This is a genomic window from Paenibacillus sp. FSL F4-0097, from assembly GCF_038593125.1.
GTDB classification, from domain to species: domain Bacteria; phylum Bacillota; class Bacilli; order Paenibacillales; family Paenibacillaceae; genus Paenibacillus_AQ; species Paenibacillus_AQ odorifer.
On sequence record NZ_CP151965.1, the window covers coordinates 5,457,986 to 5,475,875 of the forward strand.

Genomic DNA, 17,890 nt, shown 5'->3' on the forward strand with positions numbered 1-17,890 from the left:
TCACTCCCCGCTCCAACCGTGAAAATCAGACCAAGAATTCAACAGAAAATTTAAGATAATAAAAGCATATCCTAAAATCGCCCAGCGAGCCATACTTACTCCACTTTTCCGCCCGGACTTCTTAAAGATAATATAAAATATGTAAATCCCAAGACCGATAAGAGTCGTTAATACTTTTAAATCCTTCAATAAAAGCGTCCGTCCCTCAGATACTATAGATAAACCAGCCACCACCAGTGATATTCCCAGCAAAGGAGTGCCCACCAAAATAGCGGTGTAAGAGTATTTATCTGTAGTCTCCAGGTTCGGCAAACGACGGATCCGGTCGCTCCATTTCTTGCTTTTGAGTCTGGTGTGCAGGAACAAGTACAATATTGCAAAAACCGTCCCTAACGTCAGTGCTGCAAAACTCATATTTGCCAAAATCACATGCATCGTCAGCCAGCCATACACCGCACTCCAAGTCTCAAGCGTATGCCCACCCGCCGTCAGCCACACCCGATTAAGCAGAAAAACACTAAACCCGGCCATACTGAGCAGCAAAATCGTAAACTCGCCTCCACGTGTAAAAGCCACCGCAAGCGAAGTCAGCACAATACTAAACGCAAACCAAAACAAGAAATCATAAGGTGTGAAAATAGGCAGGCCTTTCTCCTGAGAGAAACGAATTCCAAGTCCTGCAACTTGCAAAAGACCTACAACAACAAGAAGCCCCGTGCCTAGCCGCTTCCCACCCGGACTCCTTTTAAGGCAATCCGAGAAAACAAACAGCAGGCTCAGGGCATAGACCAGCAGAGCGGCATCATATATTCCGTTCAGCAGTTGCATATTATTCACCCACCCAGCAAGCCTGCCGGAGCAAGCGCCGTTTTAGGCACAGAAAAATCAGCGCTGCCAGCCGTACGTTCTCCAGAACTAGACTCCTTAACCGAGGCAATATCTCCATCATCTGAATCGGATTTGAGCTGTTCCTGCAACGCAAAGATTTTGGAAAAATAATCAAGAGCTTCATTCCCCTGCTTACCGCCGGACAGCTCTTTAATTACATTGATCGGATCATGCATCATCTGGTTCACGATACTTTTAGTCAGACGGCGGATTACTTTCCGCTGATGCTCGTCCAGCTCGGGCAGCTTATTGAACAGACTCTCCATCGTTTCTTCATGAATCGTATTCGATTTATCCTGGAGCGCCCGGATCACCGGTCTTACCCCAAGCGTCTTGAGCCACAGCTGGAACTCATCCATTTCCTCGCTGATCATCACTTCGATCTTCGCAGCTTCACTTCGGCGCATTTCCAGATTGTTCTCCACAATGCCCTCCAGATCATCAATATCATACAAAAAAACATCCGGCACATTTGCCGCCGCAGGATCAATATCACGTGGTACAGCAATATCAATCATAAAAAGCGGCCGCGAAGGGCGGCGTTTCATAGCATGCGCTACCTTATCAGCCGTAAGCACATACCCATCTGCTCCTGTTGAGCTGATCACGATATCTACTTCATTTAGAGTTGTTAACGCATCTTCAATCGTGCTCGGCTTACCCGAGAACTTCTCCGCCAATTCAATCGCACGCGACAGCGTACGGTTAGCGACAATCACTTCTGCCGCACCACTACTGTATAGATGCTTCACGGTAAGCTCGCTCATTTTTCCGGCGCCGAGAATCAGCACTTTTTTCCCAGTGAACATGCCAAAAATCCGCTTGCCCAGCTCCACAGCCGCATAACTGACAGATACTGCACTCTCGCCGATTGACGTTTCACTATGTGCTCTTTTGCCCAGCGTCACCGCTTGCTTGAACAACCGATTGAACCAAGTTCCAGTTACACCCTCAGCCTGAGCTGTGAGAAAAGAACTCCGCACCTGTCCCAGGATCTGCGTCTCCCCAATCACCATGGAATCCAGACCGCAGGTCACGCGGAACAAATGCGCAATCGCCTGTTCGTCTTCATAAATATACATATGCTGAGTAAATTGCTCGCTTTTCACACCAAACCATTGCTCCATAAAGCCGCGGATGAAATAACCAGCCATATGAAGGCGGTCCATCACCACATAAATTTCCGTACGGTTGCAAGTAGCTACTAAGACCCCTTCTAGCACACCCTTCGTCTTCATCAGTTGATGGAGCGCTGCCGGAAGGTCACTTTCCGCAAAAGCAAACTGTTCCCGAACCTCCACGGGAGCCGTACGATAATTCAGGCCAACGACGACGATGTGCATCGATAGTTCACCATCCTAGTCTCTATAAGTTGCTGAAATCCAGTTATATAAATTAATATCTTACTTACCGTTCACTTTCACAACATCCCAAAACACTGTGTTAAGTATATCACACGAAAATAAGACTTTTTACAGATTTTTTGAACGCTTTATGAAATCCAGATAATAATTATTATAAATAAAAAACCGTAGGTTCGCTACGGTTAGGATGAGTTATTTTTAGCTAATTTATAAGGTTGTGGAAGTGAGAATGAAATATTATGGCCTACTAGTTCTTAAAATCGTCAAAAAGTCCGTTCTCCAAAAAAAATAAGTCACTGCTAAGTGACTTAAAACTTCTCAGGTTTCTTAACTTTTATCGACGCTACTTCTCCACACCTTTTGCAAAATGTGAAGATAACTGGTGAGCCAAAAGAGAAGGCTTTCCCAATAGGCATGACGTTAGCATATCCGTTGCTCATTTCGCCTTTAGCGAATGTAGTATTCCCACATGATTTACAAACTAAATTGTCTTGACTCATGAGATCACCTCGGAAGTTGGACAAAAATATTAATTATATAGTAGACTCTACTCTTTTTAGAAGTCGCCGATGCTTAGACCAAACTTTAACCCAAACACGATTTTCATCATCTAGATAAAAACGAATATTCACTAATTTTAAAGGCGTCCATATTTCTTTAAAATAGTAATTTGGCATTTGGCGTCTCTCCCACGAGAATAATATTGATATAGTTATAAGTATAAAACTATTAAACAATATTGTTTGTCGTAATGCGCCTTAAGCCAAGATAAGAAAAAAACTGTTTTTGTCGGATTATAGTGTGAACGTTCTACAGCAGATTAGCGAAACCAGTTCTTAATCTGATCAAGGGTACTTTTTGCCTCCGGACCATTGTAACCAAAGGTGTTGCCGATCATTTTTACATACTCATTGAACGTTGTTTCTCTACTCTTTCGGTCACTCCACCAGCGTTTAGCGTTATATCCTGATGCAGAACCCACATACGTCAGCTCAATCTCCGATTTTTTGTACACACGACCAAAAAGAAATTTCACCCTCCGCATGTGAAAGTCAGAGGAAACAACAATCGCAGATTTAAAACCGTATTCTTTCATTATAGGAAGAGTGTACTCGGCATTCTGATAAGTGCTATCCGCCGCGTTCTCGGTATAAATAACGTCCTGTGGTATGCCTAAAGCTAGGGCGGTTTGGATCATATCACCCGATTTACTCGTTGACTCTTTAGCATTGGAAAGAATTATATAAGGAGCATAGCCTGCTTTATATAACTCAGCTGCCTGCTCCACACGACCTTGGCCTCCGCTTAGGACGATGATGACATCTGATTGTTTGGGAGGTTCAGATAGTGCTAAGAAGCGGCCTGCACTGAATAAACCAGTAATTAACAATAGCAAGCAAACGAAAAGGACCAATCTTTTATTAATTAAATTACCTTTTCTTTTCTTAACCGTTAAGTCGTGCATAAATCACTTATGCGATTCGTTACTAAGGATTTGTTGCCACCATTCAGCATTATCAATATACCATTGGATCGTCTGCGCAATTCCGGTCTCAAAAGTATAAGTTGGCTTCCAACCTAAATTCTCAAGTTTCGTTGGATCAATGGCGTAGCGTTTATCATGTCCTAATCTATCTGTTACAAATTCAATCAAATCTTCAGATTTCCCCAAGGTACTGATAATCGTCTTAACTACTTCAAGATTAGTTCTCTCATTATGACCACCTACATTATAAACTTCACCGCTTACTCCTTGGTGCACGACAAGGTCAATGGCCGCACAGTGATCCCAGACATGGAGCCAGTCGCGAATATTTTTTCCATCTCCGTATACAGGAACCTTCTCTTCGTTTAATACTCTTGAAATGGTTAGTGGAATCAGTTTCTCAGGAAAATGATAGGGGCCGTAATTGTTCGAGCAGCGTGTTATGTTCATTGGTAAATCAAAGGTCTCATAATACGCACGAACTAACAAATCAGACGCTGTTTTGCTAGCACTATAAGGACTGTTAGGCTGCAAAGGTGTTTCTTCGGTAAAAAATACAGTAGGATCAAAATCGAGTTCGCCATACACTTCATCCGTAGAGACATGGAGGAATTTAGTAATGCCGAATTTTTTAGCTGCATCCAGTAGTACCTGTGTCCCCATAACATTCGTACGAACGAATATCGCAGGATCAGTAATTGAGCGATCGACATGGCTCTCCGCAGCGAAATGAACAACATAATCGAATTTTTCCAACTCAAAAAGAGACAATATTGCCTCTCGGTCAGCAATATCAGCTTGAACAAACCGATAGTTGGATTTGGACTCAATATCCTTATGCTTCGTTAGATCACCCGCATAAGTTAGCAAATCCAAATTCACAATATCATAATGCGGATATTTATCTACCATATACTGTACGAAGTTGCCTCCAATAAATCCGGCACCACCCGTAACCAGCATCTTTTGCTTACTCAATGAACGCACTCCCGATCTATTAGCTTTATTAGTTATTGTAAAAAAAATTCAAATTAGCATCTTTTAATAAAGGCGCCTTCTCATCCTTGGCAGATAATACCGGTGTAATATGAAGAGGCCATTCGATGCCAATAGAAGGATCATTCCACAGAATACCCCCATCACATTCCGGGGCATAAAGCTCATCGCACTTATACTGAACCTCTACGTCTTCTGTTAGCGTCATGAATCCATGGGCGAATCCTTTTGGGATCAGCAGTTGCTTTTTGTTCTCAGCATTCAGTTCAATGCCGAACCATTTACTATAGGTAGGACTACCTTTTCTGATATCTACGGCTACATCAAAAATAGCACCACGTGTACAACGAACCAATTTCGTCTGTGCCTTGGGATGTAATTGATAGTGCAAACCACGTAATGTTCCTTTAGTCGCAGAGTAGGATTGGTTATCTTGTACAAACTCCATATCTATTCCATGCTCTTTAAACTTAGCTCCGCTATACGTCTCCATAAACCAACCGCGGTGGTCCCCAAAAACAGCCGGTTCAACGACTAATACGCCTTGCAATAAGGTTTCTGTAATTTTCATCACTGCCACACTTTCAGTTATTAGTATTGTATTTTACCTGTAGCTACTTTCATCAAATACTGACCATACCCCGTCTTACTTAACTTCTCCCCGCAATTCCACAAGTGTTCTTTAGTAATCCATCCATTAATATATGCAATTTCCTCCGGAGCGGCGATCTTGATTCCTTGATGATCTTCAATAGTCCGTACAAAGTTAGTTGCGTCGACAAGACTTTGATGAGTTCCTGTATCTAACCAGGTGAATCCCCGACCTAGGAGTTCCACATCAAGCTCACCAAGATTTAAATAAGCTTCATTAATGGAGGTAATCTCCAATTCTCCACGTGAAGAGACCTCAACGTTCTTAGCAATCTCAATAACTCTGTTATCATAAAAATATAGACCAGTAATTGCGTAGTTAGATTTTGGCTGTGTTGGTTTTTCTTCTACGCTCAATACTTTACCTTCTTCATTAAATTCTACCACACCGAAGCGCTCTGGATCTTGCACATGATATCCGAACACCGTTGCTCCTTGTTGTTTAGAAGAAGCACGTTGCAACATCTTCCGCATTCCATTTCCATAGTAGATATTATCTCCAAGGATCATAGCAACTGAATCATCACCTATAAAAGATTCACCCAAAATAAAAGCCTGCGCTAAACCATCAGGACTTGGTTGAACTTTGTATTGTAATGAGATGCCAAATTGAGAACCGTCACCTAATAAACTTTCAAATCTAGGCGTGTCCTCTGGAGTTGAAATAATAAGAATTTCTTTAATGCCCGCTAGCATTAATGTAGATAGTGGATAGTAGATCATTGGTTTGTCGTAAATAGGTAAAAGCTGCTTGCTTGTGACCATTGTTAATGGATATAGGCGCGTACCGCTGCCGCCTGCTAGGATAATGCCTTTCATTCATGCCACCTCTTCTTCTTTTTAGAATATATATAGAAAAACCTAATTTTAACATATTAATTCTAGTCCCTGCTGAATAAATCTCTCGTATACACTTTTTCCTTAACATCTTTAATCTCATCAGACATTCTATTGGCAACAATAACATCAGAGATACTTTTAAATTCATTGAAGTTCTTAATAACTCTTGATTGATTGAATTTTATTTCATCTAGAGAAGGTTCATATAAAACAACTTCAACACCTTTCTCCTTAATACATTTCATAACCCCTTGAATAGAAGACTGCCTAAAGTTATCCGAATCCATTTTCATAGTAAGTCTGTAAATACCAACAATCTGAGGCTTTCTAGCTAATATCATTTCAGCTATATGGTTTTTTCTTGTTCTATTAGCATCTACTATTGCAGTCATAATATTATTAGGGACATCCGAGTAGTTAGCCAATAACTGTTTTGTGTCTTTAGGTAAACAATACCCACCATAACCAAATGAAGGATTATTGTAATGATTTCCTATCCTAGGATCCATTCCAACTCCCTCAATTATCTGTTTTGTGTCTAAACCTCTTACTTCTGCGTACGTATCCAGTTCGTTAAAAAATGCAACTCTCATTGCAAGATATGTATTAGCAAATAATTTAATAGCCTCAGCTTCTGTAGAATCAGTTAAAAGTACTGGTATATTGTCCTTAGTAGCTCCATTTACAAAAAAACTGGCTACTTTTTCAGCTCTTTCAGATCTTTCGCCAACTATAATACGTGCTGGAAATAAATTGTCATATAATGCTTTGCCTTCCCTCAAAAACTCCGGTGAAAATATAATATTTTCCGTTTTAAACATTTCTCTAACTTTCTGTGTGTATCCAACAGGCACTGTAGATTTAATTATTATTAAAGCCTTATTGTTTACAGAGATTATATCGTTAATAACCTTTTCAACAGTTTGTGTATTAAAATAATTTTTTTCAGTATCATAATTGGTAGGTGTTGCTATAATAATAAATTCTGCATTTTCATAGGCTTTACGGTAGTTAGTAGTTGCAAATAAATTTAATTCTTTAGTACTTAAATATTCTTCTATTTCACGATCACATATCGGTGATATCTTATTATTAATCATATCAACTTTATCCTGTATAGTATCGAGCGCTATAACTTCATTATTTTGAGCTAGAAGTATTGCATTTGATAGTCCAACGTACCCGATACCAACTATAGTTATTTTGGCCATTTAATATAAATACCTCCTAAACTAATTTTTCTGTATTTATGTACTCATAAATTGTTTTAATTTGTTAAACGATTTAGCAATATCCCTCCTTTTCATGATTAGAAATGTAAAATAAACAACTATATATACAATTCCACCAATTAAAGAGGAAAAAAACCAACCACTAATAACAAAAAGAGCCACGACAATTAATTCAAGAATAATATCTTTCATTATTGATAATTCTAAACTTTTACATAATAGAATTTCTGCAAATATAGATCTAAATGCCAACAATAACAATATCGAAAGAACAGCAAAATGTAAATTCTGTAGAATTAAAGTTGTTATCACTGTTATTAAAATGCTAATGAATAAAGAAATTAAATTAATTTTCAACAACAAGGATTCTTTTCTCATGGCCTTATAATATGTATTAATTAACACAGCCGTTCTACCTTCAAAAATACACATTGGAAATAATAAGCACATATACATTAACGTATCTGCGTAATCTGGTAACCATAAGGTGAGTATAGATTTCATAGGAAAGTATAAAAATAATACTCCCAAAGTAGCGACTAACAAAAAATCTCTTATAGTAAGGTATAAATTCGAGATTTTCCTCTCATCAGTTCTCTTTAATAGTGGAAACATTATTATCCCAATTGCATTAATGAAAATCATCATTAAATTCGAAACGCTAAACGTTAGTGAAATTTTTCCAAATGTAGATACTCCCCAAAAACGTTCAATCCCAAACCGTACTACACCAATTATCATAATATTTGCGATATTTGAAAACATCAATTTTATTCCAACCTTAATATTTTCGAACATCTCTATAAAATTAAAATAAAATGTAGATAGTTTTTGAAATGCAATTTCTTTGCAACAATACATTGCATACAATAAAAAAACAAACTTTGCGCTAATGTCCGCTACTATTATCAGTTTATAATCTCTGATACCAAGAAGCAAAAACAAAACTATCAAAATAACATAAACAATTCTATCCAACATTGTAATTTTTGCGTACTCTTTTATCCTGTTAGTAGCTTGAAGAATGTATAAGAACATGTACCGAACGTTAACAACTAATAGACAAAGGGCCGTCATTCTAATAATATAATTTCTATCAGAATCATGTATATTTAGTAAAGTAAAAACTACAATTAAACATGCAATCAAAATTTGAGAGATAGTAAGCATTAAGAATTGTGAAAAAAATAACTTTTTATCTAAATCTCGGTAATTATCCCCACCGTATCTTAAATATATTCCATCATTCCATCCAAAATGTAAAAAACCGACATATGAAGTAAAGAACATATACAATTGCCAATATCCATATTCTTCTACACCTATTAATTTAGGGACAACTAGAACAACTAGACTGGAAATAGCTAAAGAGACGAGGTTTGAAGTGAGAGTATATGATAAGTTTTTCATTACACTTTTTGCTCTAGTATTCAAAGCTCTAACCTCAACATTCTTATTCATTTTTAAATCAAAACCAATATGTAAAGTGATATTTTAAAACATAAAAAAATAGATTATCCCTTCGCTTTTTGTATGATATCTCTTTTATTATAAACTATTGAGTTTTCTTCCACGGTACCTCGAACCACAGTACCTGCGGCAATCACTGAATTTTTCTTGATAGTAGTATTTTTCAGAATTATTACATTCGCACCTATCCACACGTTATCTTCTATAACAATCTTTCCTATTTTAAAATTATTCGCATAATCTTTTGCCAAATAATCATGATCATGATCAAAAACCATAACATTAGGTCCAAACAGGACATTATTGCCAATATTAATATCTCCTCTACACGTAACTATACAAGCATTATTAAAGTTCACCCCAGTTCCAATAATTAGTTTTGCAGATTCTCGAACTCTTATAGATACATTTTTATTGAAAATCACTTTCCCTAATTTAACTTCCGACTTTTTGTGAACTTCAAAGTTCAGACTTATTGGGAGTAATATACGAGTATTGAAAGATATATTCCCATTATTTAATAATAAACTTTTTAATTTGTAATATAAATACCTGCTAAAACCAAAAATCTTCCTAAACAATTAGTTCACCTCGAACAATTCAGAATAATGTCAGTTTAGAAATTAAAAATTCTACAAACTTTATTTATGAGAAAAGTATAAAGTTAATAATTTTTTATAATCAAATAGAATAAAACCATGAGTACAAAACTAGATTAAATAATATTTTGTGTGTAAATAAATGACTAGTTTCTTATTAATAGTCATGTTTATGCAGTAATGATCGTACCCTATTAAATACTAACCTCACAGATGATCCCGAACCCATGATCTCCTAATTTTTGGTTTAACAAGCCAGTTGTACAATAAAATCAAATAAAAGATACGAATTAAATATCCAAGCGATAATACATTCATGAAAAATCTTTCTTCGATAGAACATTCAATTATAGTTTGAAATAAAATTGCATATATTATCAAATTCACACCTGGTTTATTCACTATTCTTAAGTTCAAGTACAATGCAGAATAAAAAATTCCCAAGAAAATTTCAATAAGTACAAAACCAAAAAATGAAAAATCTTTAATGTATCTCATGTACGAAGTGTATACATTTGTTTCATAATTACCTATTCCAACAAACTCTGCTTGTTTTAATAATTTAGGAAAATGACCATCAAAAATACGTAAAATATCGTAAATGCCAAACAGCGTACTTCCACCAAAAAATTCCGAAGAACTCCCTGGGTTTTGCAAAAAATGATCTAACGCCACCACAGACGATCCAGTATAAATTGATAATGTATCAACTAAGTTCAATTTTGCAGTCTTGCCTGTATAACTTCCAAGGAGATAAAAAATAAGTAACATCGAAATAAATGTAAATAAACCAATTCTTAAATATTTTAAATTTTTATCATTTTTCCATCCATTTTTAATATTGTAAAGTATTACACTAATTAAAAAAGCTGAGCTAACTAAATAGATAAATTGCGTTCTTCCACCAGTGAGTATTATCTGAATTACATATATCAGTATAGGGACAATATACAAAAAGTACTTTTTTCTGAATTTTGTGAATATAAGATTATAAAGTAACACAAAGAGTATTAAATAAGTGTATGAGTATGATATGATTACAAATTGACCTAGAATTTTATTAGTATTCAACTCATCCAAACTAGTTGTTGCGATTCTAGCGAATTTTAACATAGGCAGATTTGATGATGATGAATAACCTGCGCTATATGCAATATTTAGAACTTGTTTATAGTAAAAAAAGGTAACTACAGACATGAAAATTATTGACAGAACAATAATGACTGTATGAATATTTATAGGTTCTCTCGGCATATTTTCATTATTTTTTTTTGAAATTTCATAATGATAAGAAAGTTTTGTCTTATAAAGTCGTCTAACAGTCATTTCACCTAAACCAAAAGATAATAATCCTAGACCAATCGTCATCAATGTTTTTAAACTCAAATCTACATTCCAATTACCGACATTAGGAACAATAAATAAACAACTCAAAATAAACATACAACAACTTATCACCCAAGGTGACATTAAATCCCTTTTGGTAATGAAATAGCTCAGAAAGAACATTAATAATAAAAAGGAGATAAGAATAAATATCATAAAGAGCCCACTTTCAATTTGTCTTATTACCAAAAATATACATACTAAAATATAAAACAAGAAATAATTTAAGTTTGTAGAGAGTAAGTATTACTGCTTTTTTTTTATTTTTCTTTCCTAGTTCAATCAACTTACTATAATTATAATTTGCTTTGAAACAATCTAACTTCGATATATTTCTCAAAAAAATCATTTTATCGCGTATACTTTTCGTTTCTATTTTAGTAAGTGCAAACAAAATTTGAACAATATAACTACTCAGACATTCATTCCAAATTTCATTTTTAAAACTTTGAGAATTAATCATTTTATATTCCAATTCTGCATTAATTATATAAGCGTCAAGTTTGTTATCATTAAATTTAACTGCAGTACTATGTGAAAAACGTTTATAATGTATATAATGTTCGGTAGGATTTATAGCTAATTTATTTATAAACGGAAATATAGAAAGATTAAAATCAATATCTTCTCCTCCGTATTTTAATTTTTCATTAAAATAAATTTTATTTTTTATAAGTTCGGCTTTGTATAAGCCGTCCCATACATACACTAAAAACTTATCTTTTTTCAAAAGTAAATAAGCTTCCTTTATTTGTTCCCTTGATAAAACTTGAAATTTTCCAGACCTAATTTGAACTTTTATCTTTTTTGTTTCTGATACAACATAATAAGAAATACCATATTTCACAATATCAGCTTCGTATTTTTTCGCTATACTATAGTTTTCTTCTAAAAGCTCATTTGAAAACTCATCGTCATTATCAGCAAAGGTTATATATTCTCCATTTGAGAGTTCTATCCCCCTATTTCTTGCAGCAGATATACCTTTATTATTTTGATGAACAACCCTAATTCTATTATCTTGATTAGCATAATAATCACATATTTCTCCAGACCTATCCGTTGACCCATCATTTACTATAATCAATTCAAATTCTTTAAATGTTTGTGACAATATACTTTCAATGGCTAAAGAAATATATTCTTCGGAGTTATAGACTGGCATAATAATGCTAATTGGAATCATTCTTTTCTCCTTATCATTTCATATTGTTCAATTACTTCTCTAGCTGTCCGTTCTATACTGAAGGATTTTTCAGCACGTTCAAAGGCTCTCTCCACTATTTCATCCATTTCATTTTTATTAAGAATAGCGTACTTGATTCTATTTGCTAAACTAATATAATCACCTTGATGATAAATTAATCCTGTTTCCATATCATTGATTATTTCGATAGTTCCACCAGTATTCGAACCTATTACCAGCTCCCTAGCAAGCATTGCTTCAACAGTAACTCTACCAAACGCCTCCATTTTAGAACATATTAATGCTATAGAACACAACTCTCTAAATGTTGAAACATCTGTATGATAGCCATGGAAAATAACATATTCATCTAGCTGATTATCTTCTATGTATTTCTTTATTTCCGAAAAATATTGCACATCAATGATATTACCAACTATATGTAGGACAATATTCGCTACTTCTCCACTATTAACTAAAAATGATATAGCTCTTACTGCTTCATACTGCCCTTTATCCTCTGCAATTGCTCCAACCAATAAACAGGATATTTTATCATTGCTGGACTTTCTTTTTAGAACGGTTTTATTATTATTCACCTTTAAACCATTATAAATCAATTTAATTTTCTTTTTATCAAACTGTAATGAAAAATGATTATAAATCGCACCAGAGATTGCCATTATTTTTTCTGCCTTCGATACAAGCTCATAAGTTTTTTTTCTATTATAAAATGTTAACCCAAAAGTTTCTTCAGGAAATTCCCTAATATGCCAAACATATGGAATATTAAGTTTCAGCAAGGATTTTGCACCAACTCCATATATAAAAGAGTTGTAATGAATTAAATCGAAATTAAATTTGTTATTTTTGAAAAACGAATAGAAACGATATTCTGCAAATAAATTAATAACTATCTTCGCCAACTTCTTAAATTTTTTTTCTTTTTTCAGATCACCTAACCAAGACCCAGAGTAAATACACAAATTCTCAATCTTAAGTTCGTCTAGTTTTCTACTCAGTTCACCTTTTTTGGGAGTAATCACAAAAACGTCCACTCCTAGATTGCGAACAGCACAAACTAAATCCACTAGAGACCTATTGGCACCTGATAAATCTCCTAGATGTGCTATGTAACATATTCTCATCTCTATTCTCCTAAACGTTTGTATATATAATCAAGTATTCAATCATTTTTTAAATTCATTTTCAATCCATGTAATATTCCTTTGAAATAATTCTTAATCTTTTCTTTTTTATTAGATTCAAAAAAAATTGCTAGAGTTAATACTTTGATTAGTCTTAAGTACTCAAGTTTAACATTCATTACCTTTCTATACTTTCTAATATAATACGTTATATTACGAGCAATAAAGTATTTTCTAAAGGCGGAATGATTCGTTACCCTTATCTCCTTAAAGAACAATTTCTTTATTTTACTATCACCCAATTGGTGGCTTAATGCCACGTCATTCATTCTAAGAATTTTATAATTATTTATAAAAAGCCTTGCGCAATAATCAAAGTCAACATAATCAATAAATAGTTCATCATTAAAAAAACCAATTTCATTCCAAATTTCTACATTCGTTAAAGATGCAGAAGTTATACATCTATTAACAAATTCATAATCAATGTCTTTATTAGGTTCAGTTAATAAAACATTAATTTTTGTATCAATTATTTTTGGGCAAATAATCCCAATATTTCTTTTTTCAATATATCTCGATGACTTAACAATTAAATCATTAGGACATATTGAATCTTGATCCAATGTTAATACCCAATCAGCTCCTTGTGTCTTTGCAATTTCCATAATTTGATTAAGACCTTTAGCAACCCCAAAATTCCGTATATTATTAACAATAGTTATATTCCTTAAACCCTTAAATTCTCTTTCAATTTCTTCGATATTAGAGGAACAATTATCAATCATATAAAGCTTATCAACTTGCGGTAAAATACTATTCACATTCTCTTTTAATCTATAAATGTCTGGATTAAAGAGAATGATTCCACCTATAATTTTCATCAACATTTCTACCTCTCTTTAATAAATAGTGAAATATTGATCCAACACTTCATTAAAACCTTCAACCGAAAAATGCTTTTCAAAGACTTTTCTTGCGTTTTTTCTCATATTAAGTAGTTTCTCAATATCTAAATTACAAATACTTGAAGCAAGAATATCAATATTATCATTCATAATATTGATACCTACGCTATATTTATTAACTAATCTTTCAGTATCAAACTGAATATTGTTAATTATTGGTAAACCACCTTGAAAATAATCTATTGACTTCATCGTAAGACCTACACAAACTTCATCTTTCATAATATTGATTCCGAAATGACATTTATCAAATACTCTTTGTTTTTCTGTATAATCATATACTTTTCCATAGTATTCCACTGAAGCTCCAGTTTCTTTTACTTCTCTCATTAGCTTCTCTCTGTTTTCTCCGTCACCAATAATATGAATTGTTGTAGGTTTTAAGCGGTGAATCACTTCTATTGTTTTCTTTATTTTTTGTATATCAATAATATTATTGATAGATCCTAAATAGCACAAATGAATCTCGTTTTCAGACAAGTTAGGAATACTCTCATATGAGATTTCTTTTTTTGCCAAGTAAAGTGTGAACGACTTCAAATTCACTAACACATCTTTCAGAATGGATCTAAATAAATCGCATTCCGAAATTATAAAATCAGCATATTTCAAATTTTTATCTCTCATTGATTGCCAAAATGAGAATGGAGGGAAGTTCTTAATCTTCCCTATTGGCATCGTTTCTGGCCAAAGATCAATTAAATCAAAAATCAACTTCACTTTCGGATTCTTTTTTTTATAGTTAGCAGCAAATTTCGCTATAGAATTCGGAGGGATAATTGCATATATTAAATCCGGTTTATTGTTTTCAACAAGTTTGAAAGCATTCTTCGCAAATATATAATGCGATTTCATCCTAGAAAAAGAAAGGTTTTTGTAGTAAGGCTTTGAAGGTACAAATAAAAAATCTGCTTTTTGTTCTGTTCGATACACTTTTTTAAAATGTCTAAAATCAGACTGAATAACTGTAACTTTATGACCGTTGCTAACAAAATATGCGTGGAGAAGGTCAACCCTCTCTTCATAAGTATCAAAACAATTTACTATTATTACATTCATTGCTTTATCTCTCCACTTCAGTCACTGTAATAGATTCTCTTAAGCTGAGTACTCTATAGTTAACTTTATACTCACTGATATTTTGTTCATAATACAGATTCCCAAACACCTTATTTACTATACCTACTTTGGTAATCATCATTTTTATAATTGGATTAAATACTTTAGTTAATCTAATGCGTTTGTTGTGAGCCTCAGCAATACAACTAACCATTTCGCTTGTTTTAACATACTCACTATTTTGAGGAAAAAAAAGACCACTCTCATAATTATCTATTACAAGCTTTACAAACTCGCAAAGATTCTTTATATAAATCATACTTCGCTTGTTATCATAATCAGGAAAGACAGGTAGCTCCCTAGCTAATCGCGATAGTCTTACAAAGTTGCCCTTTGAGTGTCGACCATATACCATTGGAGGACGTAAAATAACAACCCTAAAAGAATTACTCTCTAATAACTTTATTCCCTCTTCTGCCTGTAATTTGCTATTTCCATAGAAATTACTTGGTTTAGGTACAGTATTTCTATCTATGACCTTCTCACTACTACTATCACCATAGACGATAATACTGCTTGTGAAAACAAACTGCTTAACGTGTTCTTTTTTTGCCTTTTCCGCAACTTCAATCGCCAAATCACGATTAACTTTATAATATTGTTGCTCCATACTTGGATCCGTAGATACATGAGCAATTCCAGCAACATGGAGTACTACATCATAAATTGAAAAATCATGTTCCTTCCATTCCGTACCTCTAACCGATAGCTCCACGACTTCGTATTGTTCTGGCGATTGTTCCAGCCACTTTATAAAATTTGTACCCACATAACTACCTTTACCAGTTATTAATATCTTTCGTTTGCTCATCTTATAAGGTTACCCCTTTAGTAGAAGACACTTCCTGTTTTGTTGTTCCTTCCTTTACACCATCCGATTTCAGAACACTCAAGATAGTCATAAAAAATACCTTTATATCAAACTTAAAAGAAAGACTTGTAGTATATTCTCCATCCAGACTCGCCTTCTTCTCAATAGGCAATTCATCTCGACCATTAATTTGAGCCCATCCAGTCAACCCAGGTTTAATATCATTAGCTCCATATTTATCACGTTCAGCAATCAAATCATATTGATTCCACAACGCAGGGCGAGGTCCCACGATACTCATTTCACCTTTTAGGATATTGATTATCTGAGGTAGCTCGTCCAAGCTAGTTTTTCTTAGAAACTTGCCTACTTTAGTAATGAAGAAGTCAGGATCTTCTAGTAAATGCGTTGGCATATCTTGTGGTGTATTTGTTCGCATCGTTCTGAATTTAAGTATGTGGAATTCCAATTTGTTTTTGCCTAATCTTTTTTGTTTAAATAAAACAGGGCCTTTGGAGGTTACCTTAATTGCAATCGCAATAATTAAAAAGACCGGCCATAACACTAGCATCCCAATTAAAGCTAATAAAAAATCAATGGTTTGTTTCACGTAAACATAAGGTCTCATAAATTCACCTGATCCTTTAAGTTACTATTTCTTCATATATGTAGATCATCTCTATGCCAAATGAGCATAGAGATGATATTCTAACTACTCTCTTAATTCGCCATCTTCTCGGCTATATCTTTACCCGCCTGAAGCTGTGATTCAAATTCACTTTTATATTGACTAATAATCTCCGTGCTATAGCCATTGCTGTTCAGTTTTTGTTCAGTGTCAGCAACTATACTATTAAAGCTAGCAGTAAATGAGGCCAGCTGTTTCAACCCTTTTTCTTTAATACTTTTCTTACTCGCTTCATCTGTCGCTCCAAGATACTCAAAACCAATACTCATTAATGTCGATTGACTTTGATTTTTAAGCGCCGTAAGCTTAGCTTCAGTGTCACTAGTGATAGTTTCATATGAAACCTTTCCAGTTCCTGCAGAACCACCACCTGGTGCACCTATTGTATCCGTTGGCGCTGATGTCGCCACTGGAGATGGGTCCTTAACATTGTCATTGTTTGTCGATCCATTAGTGGTTTGTTCCTGATAAGCCTTGGAAGCTGCAGTAATGGTCTTCGTCTTCTGATCCCAGCTAATGTTATGACCTACAGATTCCGATAAAAAACGTAGGGGTACATATAAAGAACCATTCAGGATGAAGCTAGATTGACCTGTAGGCAAAGCCTTGGTTGCATCGTTAAATACATAACTTGCCTTAACTTGATTGAGGACAATATTCTTCGCTGCTGCTGAAGTACTATTCCCGTTCGTTGCATTCATTAGATATTCTTTAATCATAACTAGCTCTGAGCTGCTAGGCTCTGCTACGGTAACTTTAACATTTTTAGCATCCCAAGCTACACTCTTCTGTAAAGCATATGACATAAACCGTAATGGAACATAAGTTGTATTGTTGTACATGAATACATACTGACCTGTGGGTGGCTGAATACTCACGTTGTCAAAAATCAAATTCACGTTCATGCTTTGCACTTTAATCGTAGGATTTGCAGCCTTAGTCGTTGCACTTGGTACTGCCGCTGCTGATACTGAGATAGGTGCGGATGCTGTTAAGGGTGCTAGACCAATTGAAGCTATTAACGATAAAGCTACGACTGATAATATTGCTTTAGACAT

General features: G+C 34.5%; 17 protein-coding genes. All 17 read right to left on the minus strand.

The features are described 5' to 3' along the window. Complete coding sequence (ccsA, locus tag MHH86_RS24500) at positions 1-828, minus strand: cytochrome c biogenesis protein CcsA (RefSeq protein WP_036685126.1); 828 nt, start codon at positions 826-828, stop codon at positions 1-3. Positions 829-833: 5 nt separating this feature from the next. Continuing rightward, complete coding sequence (gene hemA, locus MHH86_RS24505) at positions 834-2,231, minus strand: glutamyl-tRNA reductase (RefSeq protein WP_076099450.1); 1,398 nt, start codon at positions 2,229-2,231, stop codon at positions 834-836. Between the two features lie 841 nt (positions 2,232-3,072). Continuing rightward, entirely contained in the window at positions 3,073-3,648 is a 576-nt protein-coding gene (locus MHH86_RS24510) for a YdcF family protein (RefSeq protein WP_342479450.1), read from the minus strand. A 72-nt stretch (positions 3,649-3,720) separates the two neighbouring features. After that, positions 3,721-4,716, minus strand: a complete 996-nt coding sequence (gene rfbB / locus MHH86_RS24515) for a dTDP-glucose 4,6-dehydratase (RefSeq protein ID WP_036685119.1) — start codon at positions 4,714-4,716, stop codon at positions 3,721-3,723. Positions 4,717-4,744: 28 nt separating this feature from the next. Beyond that, the gene (gene rfbC / locus MHH86_RS24520) at positions 4,745-5,305 is read right to left on the minus strand and encodes a dTDP-4-dehydrorhamnose 3,5-epimerase (RefSeq protein WP_076129409.1); all 561 of its coding nucleotides are present in this window, start codon (positions 5,303-5,305) and stop codon (positions 4,745-4,747) included. 20 nt (positions 5,306-5,325) lie between these two features. After that, positions 5,326-6,204, minus strand: coding sequence for a glucose-1-phosphate thymidylyltransferase RfbA (rfbA, locus tag MHH86_RS24525; protein WP_036685112.1), 879 nt, complete (start codon positions 6,202-6,204; stop codon positions 5,326-5,328). Between the two features lie 62 nt (positions 6,205-6,266). Beyond that, positions 6,267-7,436: a nucleotide sugar dehydrogenase gene (locus tag MHH86_RS24530; protein ID WP_076137794.1), complete on the minus strand. Its 1,170-nt coding sequence runs from the start codon at positions 7,434-7,436 to the stop codon at positions 6,267-6,269. A 36-nt stretch (positions 7,437-7,472) separates the two neighbouring features. Next, the gene (locus MHH86_RS24535) at positions 7,473-8,918 is read right to left on the minus strand and encodes an oligosaccharide flippase family protein (RefSeq protein ID WP_342479451.1); all 1,446 of its coding nucleotides are present in this window, start codon (positions 8,916-8,918) and stop codon (positions 7,473-7,475) included. 53 nt (positions 8,919-8,971) lie between these two features. Then, complete coding sequence (locus MHH86_RS24540; RefSeq protein WP_342479452.1) at positions 8,972-9,508, minus strand: acyltransferase; 537 nt, start codon at positions 9,506-9,508, stop codon at positions 8,972-8,974. A 225-nt stretch (positions 9,509-9,733) separates the two neighbouring features. Continuing rightward, positions 9,734-11,068, minus strand: coding sequence for an O-antigen polymerase (locus tag MHH86_RS24545; protein WP_342479453.1), 1,335 nt, complete (start codon positions 11,066-11,068; stop codon positions 9,734-9,736). A 13-nt stretch (positions 11,069-11,081) separates the two neighbouring features. Then, positions 11,082-12,098, minus strand: coding sequence for a glycosyltransferase (locus MHH86_RS24550; protein ID WP_342479454.1), 1,017 nt, complete (start codon positions 12,096-12,098; stop codon positions 11,082-11,084). Beyond that, complete coding sequence (locus MHH86_RS24555; protein ID WP_342479455.1) at positions 12,095-13,246, minus strand: glycosyltransferase family 4 protein; 1,152 nt, start codon at positions 13,244-13,246, stop codon at positions 12,095-12,097. Before MHH86_RS24555 ends, MHH86_RS24550 begins: the two co-directional genes overlap by 4 nt. A 38-nt stretch (positions 13,247-13,284) precedes the next feature. After that, positions 13,285-14,136, minus strand: coding sequence for a glycosyltransferase family 2 protein (locus tag MHH86_RS24560; protein WP_342479456.1), 852 nt, complete (start codon positions 14,134-14,136; stop codon positions 13,285-13,287). A 12-nt stretch (positions 14,137-14,148) separates the two neighbouring features. Continuing rightward, positions 14,149-15,273 carry a glycosyltransferase gene (locus tag MHH86_RS24565; RefSeq protein WP_342479457.1) on the minus strand — a complete coding sequence of 375 codons (1,125 nt, stop codon included), beginning with the start codon at positions 15,271-15,273 and terminating at the stop codon, positions 14,149-14,151. A 4-nt stretch (positions 15,274-15,277) separates the two neighbouring features. Beyond that, a complete protein-coding gene (locus MHH86_RS24570) occupies positions 15,278-16,144 on the minus strand; it encodes an NAD-dependent epimerase/dehydratase family protein (protein WP_342479458.1) in 867 nt (288 codons plus the stop codon). A 1-nt stretch (position 16,145) separates the two neighbouring features. Next, a complete protein-coding gene (locus MHH86_RS24575; protein ID WP_342479459.1) occupies positions 16,146-16,772 on the minus strand; it encodes a sugar transferase in 627 nt (208 codons plus the stop codon). A gap of 92 nt (positions 16,773-16,864) precedes the next feature. Next, complete coding sequence (locus MHH86_RS24580; RefSeq protein ID WP_342479460.1) at positions 16,865-17,890, minus strand: copper amine oxidase N-terminal domain-containing protein; 1,026 nt, start codon at positions 17,888-17,890, stop codon at positions 16,865-16,867.

What these genes read in the sequence shown, in the direction of transcription:
- ccsA (WP_036685126.1), bottom strand. Translation starts at nt 828, where the DNA reads ATGCAACTGCTGAACGGAATATATGATGCCGCTCTGCTGGTCTATGCC.
- hemA (WP_076099450.1), bottom strand. Translation starts at nt 2,231, where the DNA reads ATGCACATCGTCGTCGTTGGCCTGAATTATCGTACGGCTCCCGTGGAG.
- rfbC (WP_076129409.1), bottom strand. Translation starts at nt 5,305, where the DNA reads ATGAAAATTACAGAAACCTTATTGCAAGGCGTATTAGTCGTTGAACCG.
- rfbA (WP_036685112.1), bottom strand. Translation starts at nt 6,204, where the DNA reads ATGAAAGGCATTATCCTAGCAGGCGGCAGCGGTACGCGCCTATATCCA.
- MHH86_RS24530 (WP_076137794.1), bottom strand. Translation starts at nt 7,436, where the DNA reads ATGGCCAAAATAACTATAGTTGGTATCGGGTACGTTGGACTATCAAAT.
- MHH86_RS24535 (WP_342479451.1), bottom strand. Translation starts at nt 8,918, where the DNA reads ATGAATAAGAATGTTGAGGTTAGAGCTTTGAATACTAGAGCAAAAAGT.
- MHH86_RS24545 (WP_342479453.1), bottom strand. Translation starts at nt 11,068, where the DNA reads ATGATATTTATTCTTATCTCCTTTTTATTATTAATGTTCTTTCTGAGC.
- MHH86_RS24550 (WP_342479454.1), bottom strand. Translation starts at nt 12,098, where the DNA reads ATGATTCCAATTAGCATTATTATGCCAGTCTATAACTCCGAAGAATAT.
- MHH86_RS24555 (WP_342479455.1), bottom strand. Translation starts at nt 13,246, where the DNA reads ATGAGAATATGTTACATAGCACATCTAGGAGATTTATCAGGTGCCAAT.
- MHH86_RS24560 (WP_342479456.1), bottom strand. Translation starts at nt 14,136, where the DNA reads ATGTTGATGAAAATTATAGGTGGAATCATTCTCTTTAATCCAGACATT.
- MHH86_RS24565 (WP_342479457.1), bottom strand. Translation starts at nt 15,273, where the DNA reads ATGAATGTAATAATAGTAAATTGTTTTGATACTTATGAAGAGAGGGTT.
- MHH86_RS24570 (WP_342479458.1), bottom strand. Translation starts at nt 16,144, where the DNA reads ATGAGCAAACGAAAGATATTAATAACTGGTAAAGGTAGTTATGTGGGT.
- MHH86_RS24575 (WP_342479459.1), bottom strand. Translation starts at nt 16,772, where the DNA reads ATGAGACCTTATGTTTACGTGAAACAAACCATTGATTTTTTATTAGCT.
- MHH86_RS24580 (WP_342479460.1), bottom strand. Translation starts at nt 17,890, where the DNA reads ATGTCTAAAGCAATATTATCAGTCGTAGCTTTATCGTTAATAGCTTCA.